Origin of the sequence: Streptomyces sp. NPDC006711 (assembly GCF_042869775.1) — a bacterium.
In the GTDB taxonomy this organism is placed as follows: domain Bacteria; phylum Actinomycetota; class Actinomycetes; order Streptomycetales; family Streptomycetaceae; genus Streptomyces.
On sequence record NZ_JBIAGO010000002.1, the window covers coordinates 635,096 to 658,164 of the forward strand.

The 23,069-nt window shown below is 71.6% G+C and carries 21 protein-coding genes; 3 read left to right on the forward strand and 18 right to left on the reverse strand.

Annotation, left to right across the window (positions count from 1 at the left end):
- Nucleotides 1–10 precede the first annotated feature (10 nt).
- A complete protein-coding gene (locus tag ACFYM2_RS06820) occupies nt 11–2,074 on the forward strand; it encodes a PIG-L family deacetylase (protein ID WP_359001893.1) in 2,064 nt (687 codons plus the stop codon).
- A gap of 64 nt (nt 2,075–2,138) precedes the next feature.
- On the opposite strand, the gene hydA is transcribed toward ACFYM2_RS06820, so the two are convergent.
- The 5 genes from hydA to ACFYM2_RS06845 form a co-directional block, all read right to left on the reverse strand.
- Nucleotides 2,139–3,530, reverse strand: coding sequence for a dihydropyrimidinase (gene hydA, locus ACFYM2_RS06825; RefSeq protein WP_388833985.1), 1,392 nt, complete (start codon nt 3,528–3,530; stop codon nt 2,139–2,141).
- An 80-nt stretch (nt 3,531–3,610) separates the two neighbouring features.
- The gene (locus ACFYM2_RS06830) at nt 3,611–4,894 is read right to left on the reverse strand and encodes an aspartate aminotransferase family protein (RefSeq protein ID WP_359001889.1); all 1,284 of its coding nucleotides are present in this window, start codon (nt 4,892–4,894) and stop codon (nt 3,611–3,613) included.
- A complete protein-coding gene (locus ACFYM2_RS06835) occupies nt 4,891–5,733 on the reverse strand; it encodes a nitrilase-related carbon-nitrogen hydrolase (protein ID WP_388460509.1) in 843 nt (280 codons plus the stop codon). The genes ACFYM2_RS06830 and ACFYM2_RS06835 overlap by 4 nt, the downstream gene beginning before the upstream one ends.
- 176 nt (nt 5,734–5,909) lie before the next feature.
- On the reverse strand, nt 5,910–6,404 hold the full coding sequence (locus ACFYM2_RS06840; protein WP_359001885.1) for a haloacid dehalogenase-like hydrolase: 495 nt from the start codon (nt 6,402–6,404) through the stop codon (nt 5,910–5,912).
- Nucleotides 6,405–6,556: 152 nt separating this feature from the next.
- Complete coding sequence (locus ACFYM2_RS06845; protein ID WP_350233466.1) at nt 6,557–6,817, reverse strand: helix-turn-helix transcriptional regulator; 261 nt, start codon at nt 6,815–6,817, stop codon at nt 6,557–6,559.
- Between the two features lie 125 nt (nt 6,818–6,942).
- Here ACFYM2_RS06845 and map point away from each other — a divergent pair, with 125 nt between their 5' ends.
- Nucleotides 6,943–7,710, forward strand: a complete 768-nt coding sequence (gene map, locus ACFYM2_RS06850; protein WP_359001881.1) for a type I methionyl aminopeptidase — start codon at nt 6,943–6,945, stop codon at nt 7,708–7,710.
- A gap of 51 nt (nt 7,711–7,761) precedes the next feature.
- Here map and ACFYM2_RS06855 read toward each other — a convergent pair whose 3' ends face one another.
- The 10 genes from ACFYM2_RS06855 to ACFYM2_RS06900 all read right to left on the reverse strand — a co-directional run bounded on the left by ACFYM2_RS06855 (nt 7,762) and on the right by ACFYM2_RS06900 (nt 18,969).
- Complete coding sequence (locus ACFYM2_RS06855) at nt 7,762–8,463, reverse strand: glycoside hydrolase family 75 protein (RefSeq protein WP_359001879.1); 702 nt, start codon at nt 8,461–8,463, stop codon at nt 7,762–7,764.
- A 156-nt stretch (nt 8,464–8,619) separates the two neighbouring features.
- On the reverse strand, nt 8,620–10,434 hold the full coding sequence (gene ggt / locus ACFYM2_RS06860; protein ID WP_388833988.1) for a gamma-glutamyltransferase: 1,815 nt from the start codon (nt 10,432–10,434) through the stop codon (nt 8,620–8,622).
- A 94-nt stretch (nt 10,435–10,528) separates the two neighbouring features.
- On the reverse strand, nt 10,529–11,815 hold the full coding sequence (locus ACFYM2_RS06865) for a cytochrome P450 (protein ID WP_388833991.1): 1,287 nt from the start codon (nt 11,813–11,815) through the stop codon (nt 10,529–10,531).
- Nucleotides 11,816–11,823: 8 nt separating this feature from the next.
- Nucleotides 11,824–12,597, reverse strand: coding sequence for an alpha/beta hydrolase (locus tag ACFYM2_RS06870; RefSeq protein ID WP_359001873.1), 774 nt, complete (start codon nt 12,595–12,597; stop codon nt 11,824–11,826).
- A gap of 114 nt (nt 12,598–12,711) precedes the next feature.
- Nucleotides 12,712–13,314, reverse strand: a complete 603-nt coding sequence (locus ACFYM2_RS06875; RefSeq protein WP_359001871.1) for a hypothetical protein — start codon at nt 13,312–13,314, stop codon at nt 12,712–12,714.
- 97 nt (nt 13,315–13,411) lie between these two features.
- Nucleotides 13,412–13,921 carry a hypothetical protein gene (locus tag ACFYM2_RS06880; protein WP_388833994.1) on the reverse strand — a complete coding sequence of 170 codons (510 nt, stop codon included), beginning with the start codon at nt 13,919–13,921 and terminating at the stop codon, nt 13,412–13,414.
- Complete coding sequence (locus ACFYM2_RS06885; protein WP_388833997.1) at nt 13,918–15,387, reverse strand: ATP-binding protein; 1,470 nt, start codon at nt 15,385–15,387, stop codon at nt 13,918–13,920. The genes ACFYM2_RS06880 and ACFYM2_RS06885 overlap by 4 nt, the downstream gene beginning before the upstream one ends.
- Nucleotides 15,384–16,073 (reverse strand): response regulator transcription factor, encoded by a 690-nt coding sequence (locus ACFYM2_RS06890; RefSeq protein ID WP_359001865.1) that lies wholly within the window; start codon nt 16,071–16,073, stop codon nt 15,384–15,386. The genes ACFYM2_RS06885 and ACFYM2_RS06890 overlap by 4 nt, the downstream gene beginning before the upstream one ends.
- 35 nt (nt 16,074–16,108) lie before the next feature.
- Entirely contained in the window at nt 16,109–17,770 is a 1,662-nt protein-coding gene (gene murJ, locus ACFYM2_RS06895) for a murein biosynthesis integral membrane protein MurJ (protein WP_388834000.1), read from the reverse strand.
- A gap of 38 nt (nt 17,771–17,808) precedes the next feature.
- The gene (locus tag ACFYM2_RS06900; RefSeq protein WP_388834003.1) at nt 17,809–18,969 is read right to left on the reverse strand and encodes a lipid II:glycine glycyltransferase FemX; all 1,161 of its coding nucleotides are present in this window, start codon (nt 18,967–18,969) and stop codon (nt 17,809–17,811) included.
- A gap of 224 nt (nt 18,970–19,193) precedes the next feature.
- Between ACFYM2_RS06900 and ACFYM2_RS06905 the strand changes: the two genes are divergently transcribed.
- Nucleotides 19,194–20,420, forward strand: a complete 1,227-nt coding sequence (locus tag ACFYM2_RS06905) for an Ig-like domain-containing protein (protein ID WP_388460498.1) — start codon at nt 19,194–19,196, stop codon at nt 20,418–20,420.
- A 203-nt stretch (nt 20,421–20,623) separates the two neighbouring features.
- Here the strand turns inward: ACFYM2_RS06905 and ACFYM2_RS06910 are convergent, their stop codons facing one another.
- The 3 genes from ACFYM2_RS06910 to ACFYM2_RS06920 are packed head-to-tail and all read right to left on the reverse strand — an operon-like array spanning nt 20,624 to nt 23,062.
- Complete coding sequence (locus ACFYM2_RS06910) at nt 20,624–21,508, reverse strand: amino acid ABC transporter permease (RefSeq protein WP_359001863.1); 885 nt, start codon at nt 21,506–21,508, stop codon at nt 20,624–20,626.
- Nucleotides 21,505–22,149 (reverse strand): amino acid ABC transporter permease, encoded by a 645-nt coding sequence (locus ACFYM2_RS06915; protein WP_359001861.1) that lies wholly within the window; start codon nt 22,147–22,149, stop codon nt 21,505–21,507. Before ACFYM2_RS06915 ends, ACFYM2_RS06910 begins: the two co-directional genes overlap by 4 nt.
- A gap of 7 nt (nt 22,150–22,156) precedes the next feature.
- On the reverse strand, nt 22,157–23,062 hold the full coding sequence (locus ACFYM2_RS06920; RefSeq protein WP_388460496.1) for a glutamate ABC transporter substrate-binding protein: 906 nt from the start codon (nt 23,060–23,062) through the stop codon (nt 22,157–22,159).
- Between the last annotated feature and the right edge of the window lie 7 nt (nt 23,063–23,069).

Here is a 23,069-nt window from a genome sequence, read left to right on the forward strand (position 1 = left end):
GGACTTCGCCATGCAGCCGCTTCCTTTCAGCCGTCCTGCCCGCCGCACCGTCGTGGCGGGATTCGTCGCGTTGGGCGCCGCCGCCTGCTCCTCCCACGCCGACAAGCCCGCCGGCACGGGCCGCGCCACTGTGCCCGCCGCGCAGGACGGACACAGCGGAGGGCGGGTGATGCAGGTCGTGGCGCACCCCGATGACGACCTGTACTTCATGAATCCCGAGCTGTCGCAGTCCATCTCCGCCAATGACCAGGTCGTCAGCGTCTATCTCAACTGCGGCGAGACCGGGGGCATCAACAAGGTCCCCGGGTCCACGACGCCGCCGAAGCCGGACGTGGCCGCCTATGCCGGGGCGCGCCGGCAGGGTCTGCGCCAGGCCTACGCGCAGATGGCCACCGGCGCAGCACACACCGCGTGGCGAGCCGAAGCCGTGGCCCTGCCGGACGGCACGCGCGTCGAGGTCGACACCCTGGACGGCCACCCCGGCCTCCAGCTGGTCTTCCTCGGCATCCGTCAGCACAGCTCCTACGGCTCGGGCCCCAGCAAGGGGCTTCCCGAACTGTGGGCGGATCCGTCCATGGCGACCAGTACGCTCGTCAGCACCGGCTCACCGGTACAGGGCACGCATCCGGTCACCCGCGACAGTGTGATCGCGGCCCTCGCCCACCTGCTCGACAAGTACCGCCCCACCGTGGTCCGGATGATGGATCCGGACCCGGACATGCAGGTGCACGACGCCAAGCAACGCCTCCACCACGACCAGCCCGGGTACTCCGATCACCCGGACCACACGGCCGCCGCCCTGTTCACGCTGGCCGCTCTTGAGCGCTATCAGGGGCCGGGCGCCGGGCGCCCGTACGCGGTCGTGTCCTATCGCGGCTACTACAACGAGCGCTGGCCGCAGAACCTCCCCGCCCAGCTCGTCCGCGCGAAGGCCGACGTCCTCAATGTCTACGGCGGCTCCCCCGACAGCTGCGACTTCGCGGCCGGCTGCGGCGACTACGACGTCGGCAAGGACCGCTCGTACGGAACGGGCTGGTTGCAGCGGACCTCCCTGCGCGATCCCGCGGGCCCGGTGCTGCACGCCGCGGCCGACGGCCGGCTGACCGCTTTCGCGGTCCTCGGCGGCCGGGCCGTCATGTGGCAGGAGACCGCCAAGGGCAGCGGCACCTGGGGCGCGCCCCAACTGCTCGCCGCCGAGCGGCTGTTGCCCGGTATGGCCGCCTGTCTCACGCAGGACGGCCGCTGGCAGCTGTTCGCGGAACGCACCGCGGCTCTGGGCGCCTCCGCGGACGACAACCGGCGGGAGATCGTCTTCGCCGAACAGCGCTCGCCCGGCGGTCCGTTCGGCGCGTGGTCCTCCCTCGGCAACCCCGAGGGAACAGACCCGGACCGCGGCCGCCGCGTCGGTGCCCCGGTCGTCACCACCGACGGACAGAAGAGGGCGCTGGTCTTCGCCCGCAACTGGTCCAAGGGCATCTCCATGCGCCAGCAGCGCCCCGACGGTCAGTGGACCCCGTGGAAGGACCTGGGCGGCGCCGAGGTCCAGGAGGGGCTGTGCGCGGTCACCGACCGCGAAGGCCGTGTGCACGTGCTGGCTTCCGGCCACGACGCGGTGCACCACTGGTCGCAGAGCAAGCCCGGCGCCCCCTTCACCTTCGCGCAGACGCGTCTGCCGGCCCCCGCGGACCCGCCGGCCGCCGTGCTCTGCCCCGACGGGAGCATCGTCCTGGCCTACCGCGAGGCCAAGACCAGTCGCCCCGTCGCCGCGCGCCTCGCCCCCGGCTCCGCCGACTGGCGCGACGAGCAACCGGGCCTGACCGCCCGGGGCTACGGCCCGCTCGCCCTGCTGGCCCAGGGCGACGCGATCCTGCTGGCCGGACGCAACAACAACGGCACCACCAGTACGGCGCTGTGGCGTCCCGGCACGAAGGCCCAGTGGACCACGGACACCGGCCGTGTCGTCGGCGCCCAGGCGCTGAGCGCCGACGCGCAGGGCCGTGCCGTACTGGCCCATGTGACCCCGGAGGCCTCGCTGCGTACCGCGTTCGTGGGCAAGGGCGCCTCAGGCCACTGACGCGGTCCACGGGGGCGGCCGCGCGTCGCCCCCGGGCCGGCTTGGCCCGGCCCGGGCCGGAGGGTCACCCGAGGTACTGGGTCACCCCGCGCGGCAGGAACGCCCCGTGGCCCGCGTGGCCGGTGTAGGTGCCGTTGTCGATGATCACTTCGCCCCGGGACAGGACGGTGCGCACCTTGCCCCGCACGCGCTTGCCCTCGTAGGCGCTGTAGTCGACGTTCATGTGGTGGGTGGAGGCGGAGAGGGTCTGTTCGGCGGCGGGGTCGTAGATGACCACGTCGGCGTCGGCGCCCGGTGCGATCGTGCCCTTTCTGCCGTACAGGCCGAACATCCGGGCCGGGGCGGCGCAGGCGATCTCGATCCAGCGGCGGCGGGTGATGTGCCCGTCCACCACGCCCTGGTGCAGGAGGTCCATGCGGTTCTCCACCCCGGGCAGGCCGTTGGGGATCTTGGAGAAGTCGCCGCGTCCGAGCTCCTTCTGGCCGCTGAAGCAGAAGGGGCAGTGGTCGGTGGAGACCACCTGGAGGTCGTCGGTGCGCAGGCCGCGCCACAGGGCCGCTTGGTGCTCGCGGGGGCGCAGCGGGGTGGAGCAGACGTACTTGGCCCCCTCGAAGTCCGGCTCCGCGAGGTTGTCGGTGGACAGGAACAGGTACTGCGGGCAGGTCTCGCCGAAGACGGGCAGGCCCTTGTCGCGGGCCGTGACGATCTCGGACAGCGCCTCGTCGGCCGAGACGTGCACGACGTACAGGGGCGCTCCGGCGACCCGGGCCAGCTGGATGACCCGGTGGGTGGCCTCCGCCTCGAGCAGGACCTTGCGCACCTCGCCGTGATGGCGCGGGTCCCGCTCACCCCGGGCCAGAGCCTGCTGGACCAGGACGTCGATGGCGAGGCCGTTCTCCGCGTGCGCCATGATCAGGCCGCCGTTGCCCGACGCCTGCTGCATCGCGCGCAGGATCTGGCCGTCGTCGCTGTAGAAGACGCCCGGGTAGGCGGTGAACAGCTTGAAGGAGGTCACGCCCTGGGCGACCAGGCCGTCCATCTCCCTCAGCGTCGCGTCGTTCACATCGGAGACGATCATGTGGAAGCCGTAGTCGATCGCGCACCGGCCGTTCGCCTTCTCCATCCAGGTGTCGAAGCCCTCGGTGAGCGAGCGGCCCACCGACTGCACGGCGAAGTCGACGATGGTGGTGGTGCCGCCCCAGGCCGCGGCCCGTGTTCCCGTCTCGAAGGTGTCCGAGGCGAAGGTGCCGCCGAAGGGCAGTTCCATGTGGGTGTGCGCGTCGACACCGCCCGGGATGACATAGGTGTCGGTGGCGTCGATGACGCGGTCCGCGCTCCAGTGCTGGCTGCCCGGCGCGGCGAGGGCGGCGATCCGGCCGCCCTCGATGAGTACGTCGGCGTGGACTTCCTCGGCGGCCGTGATGACGAGGCCGCCCGTGATCAGTGTGCGGGTCATGCTGGTCGTGTCTCCTTCCCCGAGCCCGGGTGAGAACCCCTTGGGTACGCGCACGCGCGAGCGGCCGCGTCGGCCCCGGATTACACGGCGCGCAGGGCGCGTTCGAGGATGGCGGCGCCCTCCTCGGCCTCCGCGACGGTGAGCGAGAGGGGTGGCGCGAGACGCAGCACGCTGGTGTCGTGGCCGCCGCCCTTGCCGATGAGGAGGCCGCCTTCGCGGGCGGCTTCCAGGACCGCCGCTGCCGCTTGCGGGTCGGCCTGGTCGGTGCCGGGCCGCACCAGTTCGATGCCGGCCATCAGGCCCCGGCCGCGTACCTCGCGCACGATGGGCAGCTGGGCGCCGATCGCGCGCAGTCGCTCGATGAGCAGTCCGCCCACGCGCCGGGCGTTGCCCTGGAGGTCGTGTTCGAGGAGGTGGCCCAGGTTGGCGAGGCCCGCGGCCATGGTGACCGGGGAGCCGCCGAAGGTCGAGATCGAGTTGCTGTCCAGGCAGTTCATGACGTCGGCGCGGGCCACGACGCCGCCGATGGACATGCCGTTGCCGATGCCCTTGGCGAAGGTCAGGATGTCGGGCGGGCCGCTGTCGGCGTGGGCCTGCCAGCCCCAGAAGTGGTCGCCGGTGCGGCCCCAGCCGGTCTGCACCTCGTCGGTGATCCACAGGATGCCGTGCCGGTTCAGGACCTCGCGGAAGGCGGCGTACAGGCCGTCGGGCGGTGAGGTGAACCCGCCGACGCCCTGGATGGGTTCGGCGATCAGGGCGGCCACGTCGCGGGTGTGTCCGAGGAGGTCTTCGAGGTCGGCGACGCACGCCTCGATGAACTGGGCGTCGCTGAGATGGGCGTAGGGTCCCCGGGTGCGTACCCCTCCGTGCACGTACAGCGTCTGGAGCGGCGAGAGGCTGGTCGGGGACCAGGAGCGGTTGCCGGTGATCCCGACCGCGCTGAAGGAACGGCCGTGGTAGCTGTTGCGCATCGCGAGGATCTGGCTGGAGCGTCGGTGGGCGGTCGCGAGCAGCAGGGCGGTGTCGTTGGCCTCGGTGCCCGAGGTGGTGAAGAAGACCCGGGCGTCGGGGATGCCGGACAATTGGGCGATGCGTTCGGCCAGTTCGACCATGGGGCGGTCGAGGTAGAGGGTGGAGGAGTGGATGATGCGGCCGGCCTGTTCGGCGACGGCCTTGGTGACCTCGGGCAGGGCGTGGGCGGTCATCGTGGTGAGGATGCCGCCGAAGAAGTCCAGGTACTTCTTGCCGCTCGCGTCCCAGACGTGGCGGCCCTCGCCGTGGGTGATCTCGATGGGCTCGCGGTAGTAGAGCGCGAGCCAGTCGGGCAGGACCGCGCGGTGGCGGTCGTGGAGGCTGCGGGTCACGGGCGCACCAGCCCTTCGTAGGCGTCGGGACGGCGGTCGCGGTAGAACGCCCACTGCTGGCGGACCTCTTCGATGAGGCCGAAGTCGAGGTCCCGTACCAGCAGTTCCTCCTCCTTGTCACTGGCCACCTCGCCGACGAACTGGCCGCGCGGGTCCACGAAGTAGCTGGTGCCGTAGAAGTCGTTGTCGCCGTACTCCTCGCGGCCGACCCGGTTGATCGCGGCGATGAAGTACTCGTTGGCGACGGCGGAGGCGGGCTGTTCCAGTTGCCACAGGTAGCCGGAGAGGCCGCGCGAGGTGGCGGAGGGGTTGTAGACCAACTGAGCTCCGTTGAGGCCGAGTTGGCGCCAGCCCTCGGGGAAGTGGCGGTCGTAGCAGATGTACACGCCGACCTTGCCGACGGCCGTGTCGAAGACGGGCCAGCCGAGGTTGCCCGGCTTGAAGTAGTACTTCTCCCAGAACCCCTTGACCTGGGGGATGTGGTGCTTGCGGTACTTGCCGAGGTAGCTGCCGTCGGCGTCGATGACGGCGGCGGTGTTGTAGTAGAACCCCTCGCCCTCGATCTCGAAGACCGGGACGACGATCACCATGCCGGTCTCTCGCGCGAGTTCCCTCATCCGGGTGACGGTGGGGCCGTCCGGGACGGGCTCGGCCCAGCGGTAGTGCTCGGCCTCCTGCACCTGGCAGAAGTAGGGGGCGTTGAACACCTCCTGGAAGCCGATGATCTTCGCGCCCTGCCGGGCCGCCTCACGGGCGTGTTCCTCATGCTTGGAGATCATGGATTCGGTGTCGCCGGTCCAGGTCGCCTGGACCAGAGCGGCACGCACGACATTGGCCATGAGCTGCTCCTTCGACGGGTTGTCAGCCAGCCAAATCCACACGCGTAGATCCGTGTGTGGATGCGACCGTAAGGCGCGTCACGCACCGTGGCAAGACCATCGCGGCTTCGGCGGGGCTGATCGTGGCGCCACAGGTCAACCGGGGGGTGACCGGAGCCCCCAGATCTGACACACCGTCACCTCCCCAAGGGGCCGGGCCCCGAAAGGCGCCCCCAGTTGCCGCGCCGGGCGTGGCGCAGCAGGACCGGGTCCTCGCCGACCACCACGGGGTGCCCCACCTCGGCGAGCAGCGGCAGGTCGGCGGCCTCGTCCGCGTACGCGTAGCAGCGGGCGGCCGGGATGCCGCGCTCACGCAGCAGGGCGCGGGCCGCGTATCCCTTGCCCTGCCCGGTCATGGGGGCGCGCGGGCGGGAGCAGAGCACGACATCGGGCGCGAGGGCGCGGGCTATCGGCGCGACGTCGGCGGCGCCCGCGCGGGCGATCAGGACGACGAGATGCCCGAGCGCGGCGTGGCCGTGCAGCGCGGCGAGGACCGGCGGATGCCAGAGCCGGCCGAGCGGCAGGGTGAGCCCGGCCAGGTCCGGCGCGGCGAGGAGCGTGCCCTCGACGTCGAAGAAGGCGGCGGGCGGTCCGGGGCGCGGCCCCGGCCGGGTGCGGGTGGTCGTGTCCATTGCCAGGGACCATGCCCACCTCACCCCATGGCTCAATCCCCTATTTCAACATTCTGTTGAACTCGTCCGGAAAGCCGCCTCGCGAACGTCGGATTCCGCCCGGCGGGCAGCGCCTTTCGGGGGCCCTTCGGGGGTACGGCAGTTCGGCGCCCTCACGCCGCGACGGCGGGCGGCGCCGCGCAGTCGGACACGATCTCGTCCATGGACAGGCCCAGCACCGAGGCGAGCGCGGCCACGGTGAAGAACGCGGGGGTCGGCGCGCGACCCGTCTCGATCTTGCGCAGCGTCTCGGCGGAGAGCCCCGCCGCCGCCGCGATCTCCGGCATGCTGCGGTCCCCCCGCGCGGTTCGCAGCAGCCGGCCAAGTCGCTCGCCGCGTGCGCGCTCTTCCGGAGTGAGTGGGGTGCGGACCATGCGCCGATTCTAGCCCCGCCGCCGGGAAGGACACCGGAAAACGCGGGTCCGTGCGCGACCCCGCGGGCGGCCCCGTGCGCGACCCCGTGAGCGGACACCATTTAAATACCGGTATAGTAATGGCCATGGTGAAGATCAAGAGTGACCAGCAGATGGACGCGATGCGTGAGGCGGGGCGGGTGGTGGCCCAGGCGCTGGCCGCGGCCCGGGAGGCGGCCGACGTCGGGGTGAGCCTGCGCGCACTGGACGCGGCGGCGCGCGAGGTGCTGGAGAAGGCGGGCGCCACCTCGCCCTTCCTCGACTACCACCCGGAGTTCGCGCCGGTCCCCTTCCCTGCGACGGCCTGCGTCTCCGTCAACGACGCCATCGTGCACGGCATCCCGGACGACTACGTGCTGCGCGACGGCGACCTGGTCAGCGTGGATTACGGGGCGCTGCTCGACGGCTGGGCCGGCGACTCGGCGATCAGCTTCACGGTGGGCCGGGCACGGCCCGAGGACACCGCGCTCGTCGAGACGGCGTTCAGGGCGCTGGACGCCGGGATCGCCGCCGCGCTGGTGGGCAACCGCATCGGCGACATCGCGCACGCGATCGGACGGGTCTGCCGCGAGGCCGGCTACGGCATCCCCGACGGGTTCGCCGGCCACGGCATCGGCCGGGACATGCACGAGGACCCGGGCGTGCCCAACGAGGGCCGGCCCGGGCGCGGCATGGTGCTGCGGCACGGAATGGTGCTCGCGATCGAGCCGATGGTGATCGGCGACGGGAGCGACGCGTACTACCCGGCGGCCGACGGGTGGACCCTGCGCACCGTGAGCGGGGCGAGGGCGGCCCACGCGGAGCACACGGTCGCCATCACCGACGCGGGCCCCCGCGTCCTCACGCGCCTCTAGCGGCTCCGGCCGACACCAAGCGCCGCCCAGCCTCCCGGAGTTGACGCTCCGTCAGTTGTTGGCGAGGAAGTGCTGCGCCAGCTCGTCGCCCAGCGACACCGCCGCGCTGTGCTCCTCGATCGGAATGGCCTCGGAGTCCTTGAACAGGATGTAGGTGACGTCCGATTCGGCCCCGCCCGTCCTCGGATCGGGATCGAGGCCCAGCGCCTTGGCGGTGGCGTACGACGCCTCACCGATGGTGTCCTTGGGTCCGGTGTCGCCGACCACGGCGTAGGCGACCTTGTCGCCGTGGATGACGGCGGCGACCCCGCCCCCCTTGATCCCGGATGTGCCGTAGTCCCACACGCGGCTGGGCTTGGGCACGACGACGTAGGGCAGCTTCGCCGCGTCGAGCGGCTTGTCGTCGCTCTGGTGGAAGCGGGTGTCGGGCTGGAAGTACGGGTCCGTCCGCCTGTTGCAGACCGCGCCGCTCTGCCCGTCGCAGTCCACGTCCAGGTCCGCCTTCCAGAAGACGGCGCCCTTGGCTCCGCACACCGGCACGGTGCGCGGAGCTCCGGCGTCCATACGGTACTTGCCGTGCGAGAGGGGGGCGCAGCCGGTCACCTTGGCGAGGAGAGCGGCCGCGCTGACCGTGCCCTCGCCGGCCAGGGCCCGCCGGGGAAGGACACGGACGCCCTGCGCGGAGGCGGGGAGCGCCGCGGCGAGCAGGGCGGCGCCGCAAGCGGCGGCGAGGGCGAGCGTTCTGGAGCGCACGGGAGGACCCTTCTGTTCGGACAAGGTCCTTTACCCGCCGCTCGCCCTTTCCGCCTCACCACCGTGACCCGTTCACCGCCTTCTTCGGCAAGGGGCCACTGGCCCGGGGCCGTTCAGCTCCCGGCCAGTGGCCCCCTCCATGCCCCCGGGAAGGGGTTACTGCTTTCCACTCGGATGGACCACGAGGGCGGAGCCGCCGCCCCGGCGCACCTTCTCGGCGGCCGCGAGCCAGCGCCCGTCGGGCAGGCGCTGCACTCCGGTCGCCGCGCCGATCTCGGGGTTGAGCGAGAAGGAGTGGCCGAGCGCTTCGAGACGGCCCCGCAGCGGGCTGTCGTAGAGCGCGGGTTCCAGCTCGGTCCGCGCGGCGTTGCGCTGGCTGGCGCGGGGCGCCGCGATCGCGTCGACGAGCGGCATGTCCCGGTCCAGGTGGTTGATCAGCGTCTGGAGCACGGTGGTGATGATCGTCGCGCCGCCGGGCGAGCCGAGCGCGAGCACCGGCTTCGCGTGCCGGTCGAGCACGATGGTCGGCGAGATGGACGAGCGCGGCCGCTTTCCGGGCCCGGGCAGGTTCGGGTCGTGCACCGCCGGGTTGGCCGGGGCGAAGGAGAAGTCGGTCAGCTCGTTGTTGAGCAGGAAGCCACGGCCCGGCACGGTCATCGCGCTGCCGCCGGTCTGCTCGATGGTCAGCGTGTACGCGACGACGTTGCCCCACTTGTCGGCCACGGTGAGGTGGGTGGTGTTGTCGCCCTCATACGTAGTCTCGGCGGCGGGCCCGGTGGACCCGCACTGCTCGGGGTGGCGCGGGTCGCCGGCCGCGAGGGGACTGGTCAGGACGGCGTCGTCCTTGATCAGGCAGGCCCGTGAGTCGGCGAAGCGCTGCGAGAGCAGGGACTTGGTCGGTACGTTCTCGAACGCCGCGTCGCCGACCCAGCGGCCCCGGTCCGCGAACGCGATGCGGCTCGCCTCGATGTAGTGGTGCAGGTACTGCACGTCCGACGCCTTCGACAGATCGGTCCGCTCCAGGATGTTGAGCGCTTCGCCGACCGTCGTGCCGCCGGAACTCGACGGCGCCATGCCGTACACGTCGAGCCCCCGGTAGTTCACCTCGGTGGGCGCCTGGTACTTGGCACCGTAGGCCCGCAGGTCCCGCGTGGTCAGGTCACCCCGGCGCACCGTGCGCCCCGATGCGGGATCGACGGGCGGATTGCGTACCGTACGGACGATGTCCTCGCCGAGGTCGCCCCGGTAGAGGGCGTCGATGCCCTTGCGGCCCAACTCCTCGTAGGTGCGGGCCAGATCGGGGTTCTTGAAGGTGGAGCCGACCACGGGGAGCTGTCCGCCGGGCAGGAACAGCTCGGCGGTGTCGGGGAAGTCGGCGAAGCGGTCCTGGTTGTCCTTGGTCTGCGAGCGGAAGGTGGCGTCGACGGTGAAACCGTCGCGCGCGATCCGTTCGGCGGGCTTCAGGAGCGTGCCGAGCGACTTGCTGCCCCAGGCGCGCAGGGCCCGGTCCCAGGTGGCGGCGGTGCCGGGGGTGCCGACGCTGAGGCCGCTGGTCACGGCGTCGGCGAAGGGCAGCGGCCGGCCGTCCTCCAGGAAGAGCGAGGAGGTGGCCGACGCGGGGGCGGTCTCGCGGCCGTCGATGGTGTGCACGGAGCGGGACGCCGCGTCGTAGTAGACGAAGTAACCGCCTCCGCCGATGCCCGCGGAGTACGGCTCGGTGACGCCGAGGGCGGCGGCGGTGGCGACGGCCGCGTCCACCGCGTTGCCGCCGTCCTTGAGGACCCGCAGGCCCGCGGCGGAGGCGTCGGCGTCCACGCTGGACACCGCTCCCCCGTAGCCGACGGCCTCCGGCACCTTGGCCGGGGACCTGCCGGGCGGGGCGGCGGTCGTGGGCGGCGCGGCGGCGACCGAGGCCACCACGGCGGCGGCCGCCGCGAGCAGGGACAGGGCGCGGGCAGCAGGGCGACGCATGCGTACCTCCCGTAGGGCGAACGTCCGCGCAGCGTAACTCCGTGCGCGGGCTCACGTCATGAGCACGCCGGGTCGGGCCGCGCCGGACATCGGGTCAGCTCACGCGCAGGGGCAGTGCCTTGATGCCGTTGATGAAGTTCGAGACGAGCCGGCGTGGTGGACCCGCCACTTCCGTTCGGGGCAGCACGCGCAGCGCCTCCTCGTGCAGCACCCTCAGTTGCAGTCGGGCGAAGTGGGCGCCGAGGCAGACGTGCGGGCCGTCGCCGAAGGAGACGTGCGGGTTGGGGGTGCGGGCGAGGTCCAGGCGGTCCGGGTCGGTGAAGACGCGTTCGTCGCGGTTGGCGGAGGCGTGGAAGACGACCACCTTGTCCCCGGCCGCGATGGGCCGGCCCGCGAGCACGGTGTCCCGGCGGGCGGTGCGCCGGAAGCTCAGGACCGGCGGATGCCAGCGCAGCAGCTCCTCGACCGCCCCGGCGACCGCCACCTGACCTCCCAGCAACTCGCCGTACTCGTCCGGGTGTTGGGCCAGTGCCAAAAACCCGCCGGGCGCGGCGGCGCGCACCGTGTCGTTGCCGGCCACCGTCAGGAGGAAGAAGAACATCTCCAGCTCGGCGTCGCCGAGCCCGCCGTGGGCGAGCGCGGTCATGAGGTCGTCGCCCGGCCGCTCGCGCTTGTGGGCGGCGAGCTCCTGGGCGTACGCGAACATCTCGGCCAGCATCGCGGGTGAGCGGGGGTTGACCGGCCGCCCGTCGGGGCCGAGGACCGGGGGTTCGTCCGGGTCCTGGTAGGCGATGACGCGTTCGGTCCACTCCAGCAGGAGACCCCGGTCGTCCGGCGGCACCCCAAGCAGGTCGGTGAGGTTGAGCAGCGCGTAGTCGTCGGTGACGGCGGCGACCAGGTCGCACACGCCGTCCTCGGCACCCTCGCGCGCGGCTCTCAGCAGGGCGCGGGCCCGCTCACGTGCCTGCGCCTCGAAGTGCTCGACGCGGCCCGGCGTGAAGGCGCGGCTCACCAGGCGGCGCAGCCGGCCGTGGTCCTTGTCCGCGCCGCCGCCACCCGGCGCACCTGCCGTGGCGGGGTCCTGGTTGAGCATCATGCGCCGGATGAAAAGCAGGTCGGCGGGGTCGGGGTCGCGGATCTGGGTGGCGCCGACGGCGGAGGAGAAGGTGCCCGCGTCCTTCAGGACTCCTACGACGTCGGCGTGGCGGGTGACGGCCCAGAAGCCCGGGCCGGCCGGCCAGCCGAGCACGGCGGGCTCGGCCTGCCAGGAGACCGGCCGGTGATCGCGCAGTTCGCGGTAGGCGGCGTAGGGCGGTCCCGTCGCGTAGCGGCGCGGGTCGAAGACGTCGGGCGCGGCGGCCTCGCGGATGTCCTCAGACATGGTCGGCATCAGACATGGTCGGCCCGCAGGAAGTCCTCGACCGTGCGGATCAGGTCCAGCGGCGACTCGTCCATGGGGTGGTGCCCGGCCAGGGGCAGTTCTACCAGTTCGCCCGCCGGGTACCAGCGCATCCATGTGCCGCGCAGGAAGGCGGAGTTGATGGCCGGATCGAGCGCTCCGGCCACCGCGAGGGCGGGCACGGGTGAGCCCTCGGTCTCCTCGTGGAAGTCCTCGCCCGCCCACGACTCGAACCAGGCGCGGAAGGCCTTGGGGTCGCTGCGCTCCAGCGAACGCCAGGTCATCCGGTCGAGCCAGGCGTCGGGGCGGTTGCCGCCGGTGGTGAGGTCGATGATGGCCCGGCGCTTGGCGGGCTGCTCGGCGGCGGCGGTGAACATCGCCCGCATGTCCCGCTCCATCGGCATGCCGCTCGCGGGGACCGGCGCTATCCCGACCATGCGCCGCACCCGGTCGGGGGCGGCGGCCAGGACGCGCTGCACGACGGCCCCGCCCATCGAGTGCCCGATCAGCGAGAAGCGGTGCCAGCCGAGCCGGTCGGCGAGCGCCAGTATGTCCTCGGCGCCCTCGCTCGTGGTGAACGCGCCGGGGGCGCCCTTGGCCTCGCCGTAGCCGCGCAGGTCGACGAAGGCGTAGGTGAAGACGGCGGCGTCCAGGTCGGGCAGCACGGCGGCGAAGTCGCTCCGGTCGGCGAGCCAGCCGTGCACGGCGACCACCCGGTGCGGGCCGTCGCCGTGGAGGGTGTGGGGCAGCGTGAATCCGGCCATGTGCACTCCGTTTGTGGACGGCGGTCGTAGGCGTACGGCTCGCGGTGGGGCGGACGGCGTGCGGGACGTACGCGTACACGGTGGCGCTCGCCCTGCCACGAGGCAATAAGCCGGTCAGAACTCCCAGGGACTGCCACTTGGCCGGTCCGTACGGTCCTCGACGGTGACCTCGGCCGGCGCGAACCGCCTCACTCGGGCGAGGACTTCGACGGCGTCGAAGGCGAAGACCTGCTCCTCGAAGCAGAGCCCGTGGGCGCCGCCGTCCGGGGTGAGCACGGACCCGAGCCGCCGGTACATGGCGCGGGGCCGGCTGACCCGGGGCAGCGCGGGGGAGCGCAGATCGACCACGAGGAAGCGGCGCACTTTGGGGCCGGCCCGCACGGCGACCGCGCTCACCGCGTCCACCTCGTCCCAGTCGACGCGCCCGGCGAGCCAGGTCGGCAGCCGCACGGTGAAGGTGTCGGCGTCCACCTCGATGCGCAGCGGGCGCAGCAGATAGCCCGCGAGGAGGGCGGCGAAGGCCGTCAGGGCCACGCCCGCCACGGCCATCACCGAGCCCGCCACGTCGCCGTTGGGGCCGTCCAGGACGGAGGCGACGGCGAGCCACCAGATGACGGTGACCACGAGGGCGGCGAGCGGAACCCAGGTCACGGGGCGCCGCAGCCGCAGGACGATCGGGGCGGCAAGGGGCCGCGTCGCGTCGGCTGAATTCTCCACACGCAGAGCTTGGTCCGTCCGCGGCCCCGGCGCCAGAGTGTTACCCACGGGTTTACTGAATTGAGGTCAACGAGGTGCGGGAGGCAAGCACTCCCGGTCAGCCCTCGCAGGCCAGCGGACCGACCGGGCCGCCAGGGCCGCTCCCCCGGAGCGTCACCCGCAGCTTCGCGCCGCGCGCCACCGCGCGCAGGACGGTGCAGGCGATCTGGCGCCGGGCGAGCGTGGAGAGACCGGAGACGTCCTGATTAAGCGTGATCGTCACGCCGCCCTCGACCACGGCCATCCCGAACGGGCCGCTCAGCGAAGGGAGTTCGGTGCGCAGACCGACCGCCCGTTCGTCGGCGTTCGGGCCCGCGAAGAGCAGCGGCAGCGGGGGCTTGGCATGGCCCTCGCGCACCACGGGCATCAGTCCGTCGGGGCCCACGAAGTAGAGCACCGTGCCGTCGTCGGCGGGCGGCATGGCCTGCGCGCTCGCCGGGTCCCCGACCGCGATCACACCGGTGGACTGGATGCCGCAGCCGGCGAGCAGCGCGGGCAGCAGGGCGAGCGCGGCCAGCGCGCGGGGTCCGGCGGCCAGCGCGCGGGGCCGGGCGGCCTTGAACCTCATGGCGCCGCCTCCACGGGCACGGACGCGCCGAGACCGGTGGGCAGTTCGACGGTGAAGACTGCGCCGCCGCCGGGCGCGTTGGCAGCGCCGAGCGTGCCGCCGTGCAGCCGTACGTTCTCCAGGGTGATCGCCAGGCCGAGGCCGCTGCCGGCCGAGCGGGTCCGGGCCGCGTCCGCCTTGAAGAAACGGTCGAAGATGTGCGGCAGCACGGCCTCGGCGATGCCCGGCCCCGCATCGGTGACCTCGATGACCAGCGGCCCGTCCCCGACGCCCGGGCGCAGCCGCACGGTCACCGGCTCCGAGCCGTGCCGCAGGGCGTTCCCCACGAGGTTGGCCACCACGATGTCGAAGCGCCTCGGGTCGATCATCGCCCTTACACCGGGCGGGAGTTCGGTTGAGACCCGGTCCTGCCAGTGGCGCCGCTGGAGGGTCTTGGCGATGGTCTCGGCGACGTCCACCTCGTCGGTGTTGAGCTCGGCCGCCTTGGCGTCGAAGCGGGAGATCTCCATCAGGTCCTCGACGAGGGTGGCGAGCTTGCCGGTCTCCGCCGAGATCAGCCGTACGGCGCGCGCGGTGTCCGGGTCGAGTCCGCCGGCGTCCTCGTCCAGGACCTCCGTCACCGCCAGCATGCCGGCCAGCGGGGTGCGCAGTTCGTGCGAGACGTCCGAGGCGAACCGCCGGGCCCGCGCCTCGGCCTTCTGCAACTCCCTCACCGAGCGCTCCAGTTCGCCGGCCGACTCGTTGAACGTCAGAGCCAGATCGGCGAGTTCGTCCGACCCCTTGACCTCGATACGGGTGTCGAGCCTGCCCTTGCCCATGCTGCTCGCCGCCCGCCGCAGATCGCGCACGGGGCGCAGCACGCTGCGGGCGGCGAGCAGCGCGGGCACCACGGCGACGGCGAGCGCGGGCAGCGCGCCGTTCTTGGCGGCCGAGACCATCGCGTCGATGGTGATGCTCTCCGTCTTGAGGTCCATCACGGCGTAGAGATAGACCCCGCTGCGCTGGTCGCCCAGGGCACCCCGGTCGAACATGACCGGCATGCCGATGGTCAGATACGGGGTGCCGTCCTGGATCACCCGCTGGAAGGAGCCGTGCGCGTTGGCGTGGGTCTGGCGGCGCAGCTCGTCGGTGACGACGGTGGAGGTGGGCCGGTTGGTGGAGGAGGCGCGCAGGGTGCCGTACTCGGCGAAGACGAACCACGGGTGCGGCTTGCCGGCCCTGGCCAGGGTGCGGCAGGCGTTCTGCAACGCCTGGGTGGAGGTGGGCAGCGTGAAGTACTCGTTGGCTATCTGCTCGCGGAACTGCTCGACGGCCTGGTCCTGGGCCTGCTTGAGGATGGCCGAGCGGGCCGACTGGTAGGTGAGGGCCGCCGTGGTGAGCGCGCTGACCGCGGCCACCAGGAGGAACGCGGCGATCAGCCGGGTGCGCAGACCCGGGCGCAGGGCGCGGCGGCCCGGGAACCTCACAGCGGTCCGAAGCGGTAGCCGAATCCGCGTACGGTCTGGATGTAGCGGGGCGCGCCGTCGGGTCCCGCGCTGTCGCCGAGTTTCTGCCGCAGCCGCCGCACACAGGCGTCGACCAGCCGGGCGTCGCCGTGGTAGCTGTGCTCCCACACCGACTCCAGGAGCTGCTGGCGGCTGAAGACCTGCTCGGGCGAGGCCGCGAGGTGCAGCAGGAGCTTCAGTTCGGACGGGGCGAGGGCCAGGCGCTCGCCGTTCTTGGCCGCGCTCAGGCCGGCCCGGTCGAGGGCGAGCTCGCCGTGGAACTCCGGGCCCGAGCGGACGACCGGGTCGGCCAGGCGGCGCAGCACGGCGCGGATGCGGGCCTCGATCACCTCGGTGCGGGCGGGCTTGACGATGTAGTCGTCGGCGCCCGCTTCCAGTCCGATCACCACGTCGAAGTCGTCGCCGCGCGCGGTGAGCATGATGATCGGCAGCTGGCTGGTCTCGCGTATCCGGCGGCAGACCTGGACGCCGTTCATGCCGGGCAGCATCAGGTCGAGCAGGACGAGTTCGGGCTGGAAGGACGTGAGTGAGGCGAGCCCCGCTTCGCCGGTCCCGGCCGTCCGCACCTCGTGGCCGCGCCGGCGAAGCCCGAGTTCGACCCCTTCGCGTACCGAGGGGTCGTCTTCGATGAGGAGCACGCGAGGCATAGGCGTCAGTATCCCAAGGGTGGTGGTCCCTACCGTCACCGGGCTCGATGTCTGCCGCGGCGGCGGCGGCCGCCTCGCACCTTGTCGAGGACGGCGTTGATGTCGGTGAGACCGAGCGGCCGGGCGAGCAGGGCGAGGACGACGACGAGGACGACGCACCCCGCGCCGGCCGCCGCGACGCTGCCGAACCCATCGCAGGCGCGGGCCGCCGCGTAGCCGAGCGCCCCGGCGGGCACACAGGCCAGCAGCAGCCGCAGATGGGCGAGGACTGCCGGCGAGCGCGGCAGCGAGCCGCCCCCGAGCCTGCGGTTGAGGGTGACGGCGGTGGCGGCGAGCCCCGCGAAGAACGCCACCGAGTAGGCGCCGGCCATCCCGGTCACCGCCCAGCGCGCGGGCAGCGCGACATAGGCGACGGCGGTCAGCGCTGCGTTGAGCCCGGCGATGACGAGGTTGAGCAGGAAGGGGGTGCGGGTGTCGCCCAGGGCGTAGAAGCCGCGCGACAGGACGTACTGGCCCGAGAGCGCGATCAGGCCCGGTGCGAACGCCATGAGCATGCCCGCCATCACCGTGATGTCACCGGCGCCGGTCTCGCCGTACTCGTAGACCGAGCCGAGGATCCAGGGCGCGAGCGCGAACAGGGCGCAGGCCGCGGGGACGATCACGGCGGCGCAGGTGCGCAGGGCGTACGACAGGTCGCGCCGCACCCGCGCGAGGTCGCCGTCGGCCGACGCCCCGCTCATCCTGGGCATCAGGGCGGTGACCAGGGACACGGTGACGATGCCGTGCGGCACCATCCAGAGCACGTAGGCGTTGGTGTACGCGGTGTAGCCCGCTCCCCCGCCGACGCCCTCGCGCACCGCCTCGGCGCCCGCGGTGGTGGACAGGCGGGTCACCACCCAGTAGGCGAGCTGGTTGGAGACGATGAGCAGCACCGCCCAGCCCGCCGACTTCAGCGGCCTGCCGAGGCCGTGGCCGCGCCAGTCGAAGCGCGGGCGCCAGCGGAACCCGGCCGAGCGCAGCGCGGGCACCAGGGCCAGGGCCTGGACGGCGATGCCCGCCGTGGTGCCCCAGCCGAGCAGCCGCGCGTCGCCCGCGCTCAGGGTTCCCCTGCCACCGGCCGCGAGGGCCAGGTAGAGCCCGAACACCCCGATGACCACGATGTTGTTGAGGACCGGCGTCCACATCATGGCGCCGAACCTGCCGCGCGCGTTGAGGACTTGGCCGAACAGCGTGAACAGTCCGTAGAAGAGGATCTGCGGCAGGCAGTAGCGGGCCAGCGCGATGGTGAGGCCGGCCTGGGCGCCGCTGTAGTCGGTGTAGCCGTGCACGATCCAGGGGGCGGCGAGCACGGCGAGCGCCGTGGCCACCACGAGCGCGCAGGCGCAGGCCGTCATGAGCCGGTCGGTGTAGGCCGCGCCGCCATCCGCGTGCTCCTTGGCGGCGCGCACCAGCTCGGGCACGAAGACGGCGTTGAGGGTGCCGCCGATGAGCAGCATGTAGAGGATGTTGGGGACGTTGTTGGCCACCGCGTAGCCGTCGCCGAGCAGCCCGACGCCGAGCGCCGCCGCGATCACCGCCGAGCGGACGAAGCCGGTCGCGCGCGAGACGATGGAGCCTGCGGCCATCAGCGCGCTGCTGCGCAGCAGCGCGGAGCCCTTGCTCGCCGGCGGCGCGGGCGGCATGGCGGTCGCGGACACGGCCGCCGAAGCGGACGCAGACGCCGACACGGACGCGGTCACCGGCGTGCCAGGTAGGCCTGGAAGGCCCGGTACAGCGTGTTGTTGGTGGTCCCGCCCATGGATGTCTCCCACTCCCCCAGCGTCTCGACGACCTGGCCGCCCGTGCCGAGCTTCCAGCGCAGCAGCCCGAAGGGCCGGTCCTGCGGATCGAGCGTCGAGGGTACCCCGCGCATGTCGTAGACCTCGGCGCCGATCGCGTGGGCGTCCTGGATCATCTGCCACTGAAGCGCGTTGCTGGGGCGGACCTCGCGGCGGTGGTCGGCGGAGGCGCCGGTCTGGTACCAGACCCGGCCACCCACCGTGATCATGGTGTGGGCGGCAAGCACCTCGCCCTGGTGGAGGGCGAGATAGAGCCGCATCCGGCCGGGCTGTTCGGCGTTCAGCGCCTCGTACTGACGCTCGTAGTACGCCAGCGAGCGACCGAGCCGGAACCCGTCGCGCTCCTCGGTGATCCGCAACAGCCGGTAGAACTCCGGCAGATACTCGGGTCCCGCGATCACCACCCGCACCCCGGCCCGGTCGGCGGCGCGCACGTTGCGCCGCCACTCCTGGTTGAGCCCGGACCACAGCTGCTCGGTGGTGCGCCCGGCGAGCGGCAGCCGGAAGACATGGCGGGGCTGTGCGTCGGCCTCACCGTCGTCGTCCCCGCCGCACCGCTTCCACCCCCGGGTCCGAAGGCGTTCGGCGACGGCGGAGCCGAGCGGATCGACCTCGGTGGCCAGGACGTCGCCGATCCTGCGCCCGGCTCCCGTCGAGGCCTTGAGGCGGGCGGCGTCCCAGCGCCGGTAGGCGGGCATCGGTCCGATCCGCACGGCGAACGCGCCCGCCTTGCGCAGATGGCGCAGCAGGGGTGCGAGCCAGCGGTCGATGTCGGGGTCGGACCAGTCGGCGACCGGGCCCTCGGGAAGATAGGCGAAGTATTTCCGGGTGCCGGGGAATTGCCGGTAGAGAACCTGGGCGGCGCCGGTCAATTCACCGTTGTCAAGGGACCATCCGACCCTTTCGGTGACCCAATGGTCCTTCACGTCGGCCCATGAGGGGCATTGCAGAAAACTGACGTCGGCTCGGCCCGCTATGAAAGAGCGGTACTCGGCGGCGTCCAGGGTGCGGACCCCGGCGTCCTGGTCGCGCGCCCCGGTCACCAGCAGTGCGGACACGTCAGTGGCCTCCCAAGTGCGCCCCGGCGTCGGACTCCGGGGATGCACAGGATGCTCACAGCGGTCCATGACCACTTCTCGCGTCGAATGTGACCAAACGATGACCGTTGGCCTGCGGTCCTTGTCACAGAGGAATTCCGGAGCTCTTCCGTGCGTCCTGCAACCTGAAGTCCCGCTGGTGACTCTCACCTACGGAAAACGCTTGTGCAACGGAGGTCTTTCAGTTGAGCCGTATACGTCGCCATCGCCCCCTGTCCCGTTCGGGCCGCCTGGCCGCCGTCGCCTCGACGGCGGCGCTCGCCGCCGCGCTCACGGCGTGCGGGGGCGGCGGCGGGTCCTCCTCGGGTGAGGGAAAGACGGATCCCAAGGCCGGGAAGAAGACCGAGATATCGGTGAATCTGACGGGTGAGCAGGCCAAGGCGGGCGAGCCGGTGAAGGTGACGCTGGCCGACGGCAAGCTGGCGAGCGTCGCGGTCACGGACGCCAAGGGCGGCAAGCTGGAGGGCAAGGTGGCCGCCGACGGCAGGTCCTGGACCTCCGAGCGTCCGGCCGCGCCGGGCACCTCCTACGCCGTCGAGGCCAAGGACGCCGCCGGGGGCACGGCGCGGGCCGCGTTCGCCACGGCGGCGCCCGGCAAGGTCAACAAGGTGAGCATGGTGCCGGGCAAGGACACCTCGGTCGGTGTCGGCCAGCCCGTCTCGATCGTGTTCGACAACCCGGTCAAGAACAGGGCCGAGGTGGAGCAGCGCCTGAAGGTGACGACCTCGGACAACACCGAGGGTTCCTGGGGCTGGATGCGGGACTACTCGGGCAAGGACCGGGTGGACTGGCGCCCCAAGGACTACTGGAAGTCCGGCACCAAGGTGAACCTGGAAGCCGACCTCAACGGCGTCGACTCGGGCGCCTCGGGCGGCTTCTTCGTGAAGGACTACAAGACGAACTTCACCATCGGGAAGAACCAGATCGCCAAGGTCGACCTGGCCACCCACCACCTGAAGCTGTACCGCGACGGCCAGTTGGTCAAGGACATCCCGGTGTCGGCGGGCACCCCCGGGGGCGACAAGGCGTCCTGGCGCGGAAAGACCGTCCTGATGGCCAAGGAGGGGACGATCAACATGAACTCCGAGACCGTCGGCCTCGGCAGCGCCTACAACAAGATGGTCGACTACTCGATGCGGCTCACCTGGTCGGGGATGTATGTGCACGCCGCGCCGTGGAACGCCGACTACTTCGGCTCCGCCAACAAGAGTTCCGGCTGCATCGGCATGAGTGACGCGAACGCGAAGTACGTCTACGGCGAGGCGCAGGTGGGCGACCCGTTCGAGATCGTCGGCGACGACGCCAAGGGCACGCAGGCCGTCAACAACGGCTACGGCGAGTGGAACCTGTCGTACGACGAGTGGAAGGCCAAGAGCGCCCTGGCCCCGGGCGCGGCCCCGGCCGCCGGCTGAGCCGCCGAGCGAGAGCGGTGCCCCCGTCGCACACCTCCACGACGTGGGCCCGCTCCGCATCGAGCACAACCCGCTCGGCACACAGCTGACCTTCTCCTCGCCCGCGGCGGACCGTCATCCACGACGGCGCCGCTCCGCGAGAAGTGATCACCGGCTGCTGCCGGGCGGGCATGGCCCCTGAGCTGCTGCACTCCCCCCGGGCCTCAAGGACCCTGAAGGGGCCCCCTCGGCAGCAGCGTCCCTGGTTCGGCCGGTGCGACGTCCACGGCCTCCGTCTTGGGATCGCGCTTCTGTCGCCTGGCCATCCAGGTGGCGAACCAGGAAAGCAGCATGCACATCCCGATGTAGATCGGCGAGATCACCATCACCACGGGGATGAACGGCAAATCGTAGTCGAGATTCGACGCGATGAGCTTCCCCGCGTGCAGGAACTCCTCATAGGTGATCAAGTAGCCGAGCGAGGTGTCCTTCAGGGCGACCACCAGCTGGCTGATGATGGTCGGCAGCATCGCCCTGATCCCCTGCGGGACCAGCACGTACGTCATGACCTGCGTCTTGCGCATGCCGAGTGAGAATGCCGCCTCCTTCTGGCCGCGTTCCACGGAGTTGACCCCGGCCCTGAAGACCTCCGCCAGGACCGAGCCGTTGTACAGCGTGAGGCCGGCCACCAGGGCGGGCAGCGGCTGCACCTTCAGCGCCACGAAGATGAAGAAGATCATCACCAGGACGGGCATGGCGCGGAAGAACTCCACCAGTACGGTCGCGATCCAGCGCACCGGCCGGTGGTCGGAGAGCCGTCCGGTGGCGAGCACCGCGCCGAGCGCGAGCGAGAGCACCGAGGCGAACGCGAAGGCCCGCAGGGTGTTGCCGAGCCCGCGCAGCAGCAGCTCCTGGATGCCCTTGTACTCGAACGGCGTCCACTTGGCGGAGGTGAACTGGTCGGTGTCGAACAGGAGATACAGGACCCACCCGATCAGCGCGAGGATGAGGGCCGTCGAGACGGCTCCGTAGAGCAGGTGCCGCCGGCGGGTCCTGGGGCCGGGGAAGTCGTACAGGGCGGTGGATCGCGTGGCCAGTGGCGCGGTCATCGGGCGACTCCCCAGCGCTTTTCGAGGATGTTGAAGACGGCGCTGATGAGGAGGGTGATGATCAGGTAGCCGACGGCGATCCAGACGAAGGTCCAGATGATGTTGTAGCCGAGCTCACTCAGCGTCTTGTAGGTGCCGAGCAGTTCGGTCACGCTGAACGCCCCGGCGATCGCGGAGTTCTTGGCGAGCGCGATGAGGGTGGAGCCGATCGGCGGGATCACCGAGCGGAACGCCTGCGGCAGCACCACCCCCGACAGGGTCTGCCCGAACGTCATCCCGAGGCTTCTGGCCGCCTCGCCCTGGCCCGTGGGCACGGTGTTGATGCCGGAGCGCAGCGCCTCACAGATGAACGCGGAGGTGTAGCAGCCGAGCGCGATCACCGCGAAGAGCTGGAAGGGCAGCACCAGGCCGAAGCGCGGAAGACCGAGCAGCACGGCGAAGAAGAGCAGGGTCAGGGGTGTGTTGCGCAGCACGGCCACCCACACCGTGCCGAGCGCGCGGAAGGAACCCACCGGCGACACCCGGAAGGAGGCCATGACGAAGCCGAGCACCAGCGCGAGGAGCGAGGCGTAGACGGTCAGTTCGACGGTGCCGAGGAAGCCCTTGCCGTACAGCGAGAAGTTCTTGGTGAGTACGTCCATTGCGGCCTCAGCTCGCCGGGTAGCGGTCGATGGGCGGCGCGGGGGCCGGCGGGCGCCCGGACAGTCCGAGCGTGGCGGCGTACGCCTTCTTCCAGTCGCCGTTCTTCTCGTGGGCCTCGATGGCGTCGTCGAGGAAGAACCGCAGCGTGTTGTCGCTCCTGGGCACGCCGACGCCGTACGGCTCCTTCGAGAACGGCCTGCCGACCACCTTCAGTTCATTCGGCACCTTGGCCGCGTAGCCGCTCAGGATGGTGTCGTCGGTGGTCACGGCCGCGACCTGGAAGGTGAGCAGGTTGTCCACGCACACCGAGTAGGTGTCGTAGGCGACCATGTCGACCTTCGGGTAGTCCTTCTCCATCCGCTGGAACGGGGTGGAGCCGGCGGCCGAGCAGACCCGCTTGCCGTCGAAGTCCTGGGGCGTGGTGAGGTGGTTCTCGTCCGTACGCACCAGCAGGCCCTGGCCCGCCAGGTAGTACGGGCCCGCGAAGCCGACCAGTTTCTTGCGGTTGTCGTTGATGGTGTAGGTGCCGACGTAGTAGTCGATCTGGCCGTTCTGGAGCGCGGTCTCGCGGTTGGCCGAGGCGATCGTCTTGAACTGGATGGTCGCCGGGTCGAAGCCGAGCGAGGCGGACATCATCTTGGCGATCTCGATGTCGAAGCCGGTGTAGACGCCGGAGGCCGGGTCCTTCTCGCCGAGATAGGGCTGGTCCTCCTTGGCCCCGACGACCAGGTGGCCGCGGTTCTTGGCGCGCCGCCACACCGATGAGCCGGGCAGGCTGACGTTCTTGGCCACCGTGTAGTGCGGCAGCAGTTCGGCCTTGGGGCCCTTGACCGGCGGGCTGCCCGACTTTCCGCACCCGGCGAGGGCCAGGGTGAGCAGCAGTGCGACGAGCGCGCGTCGTGTGGCCATCATCGTTGCG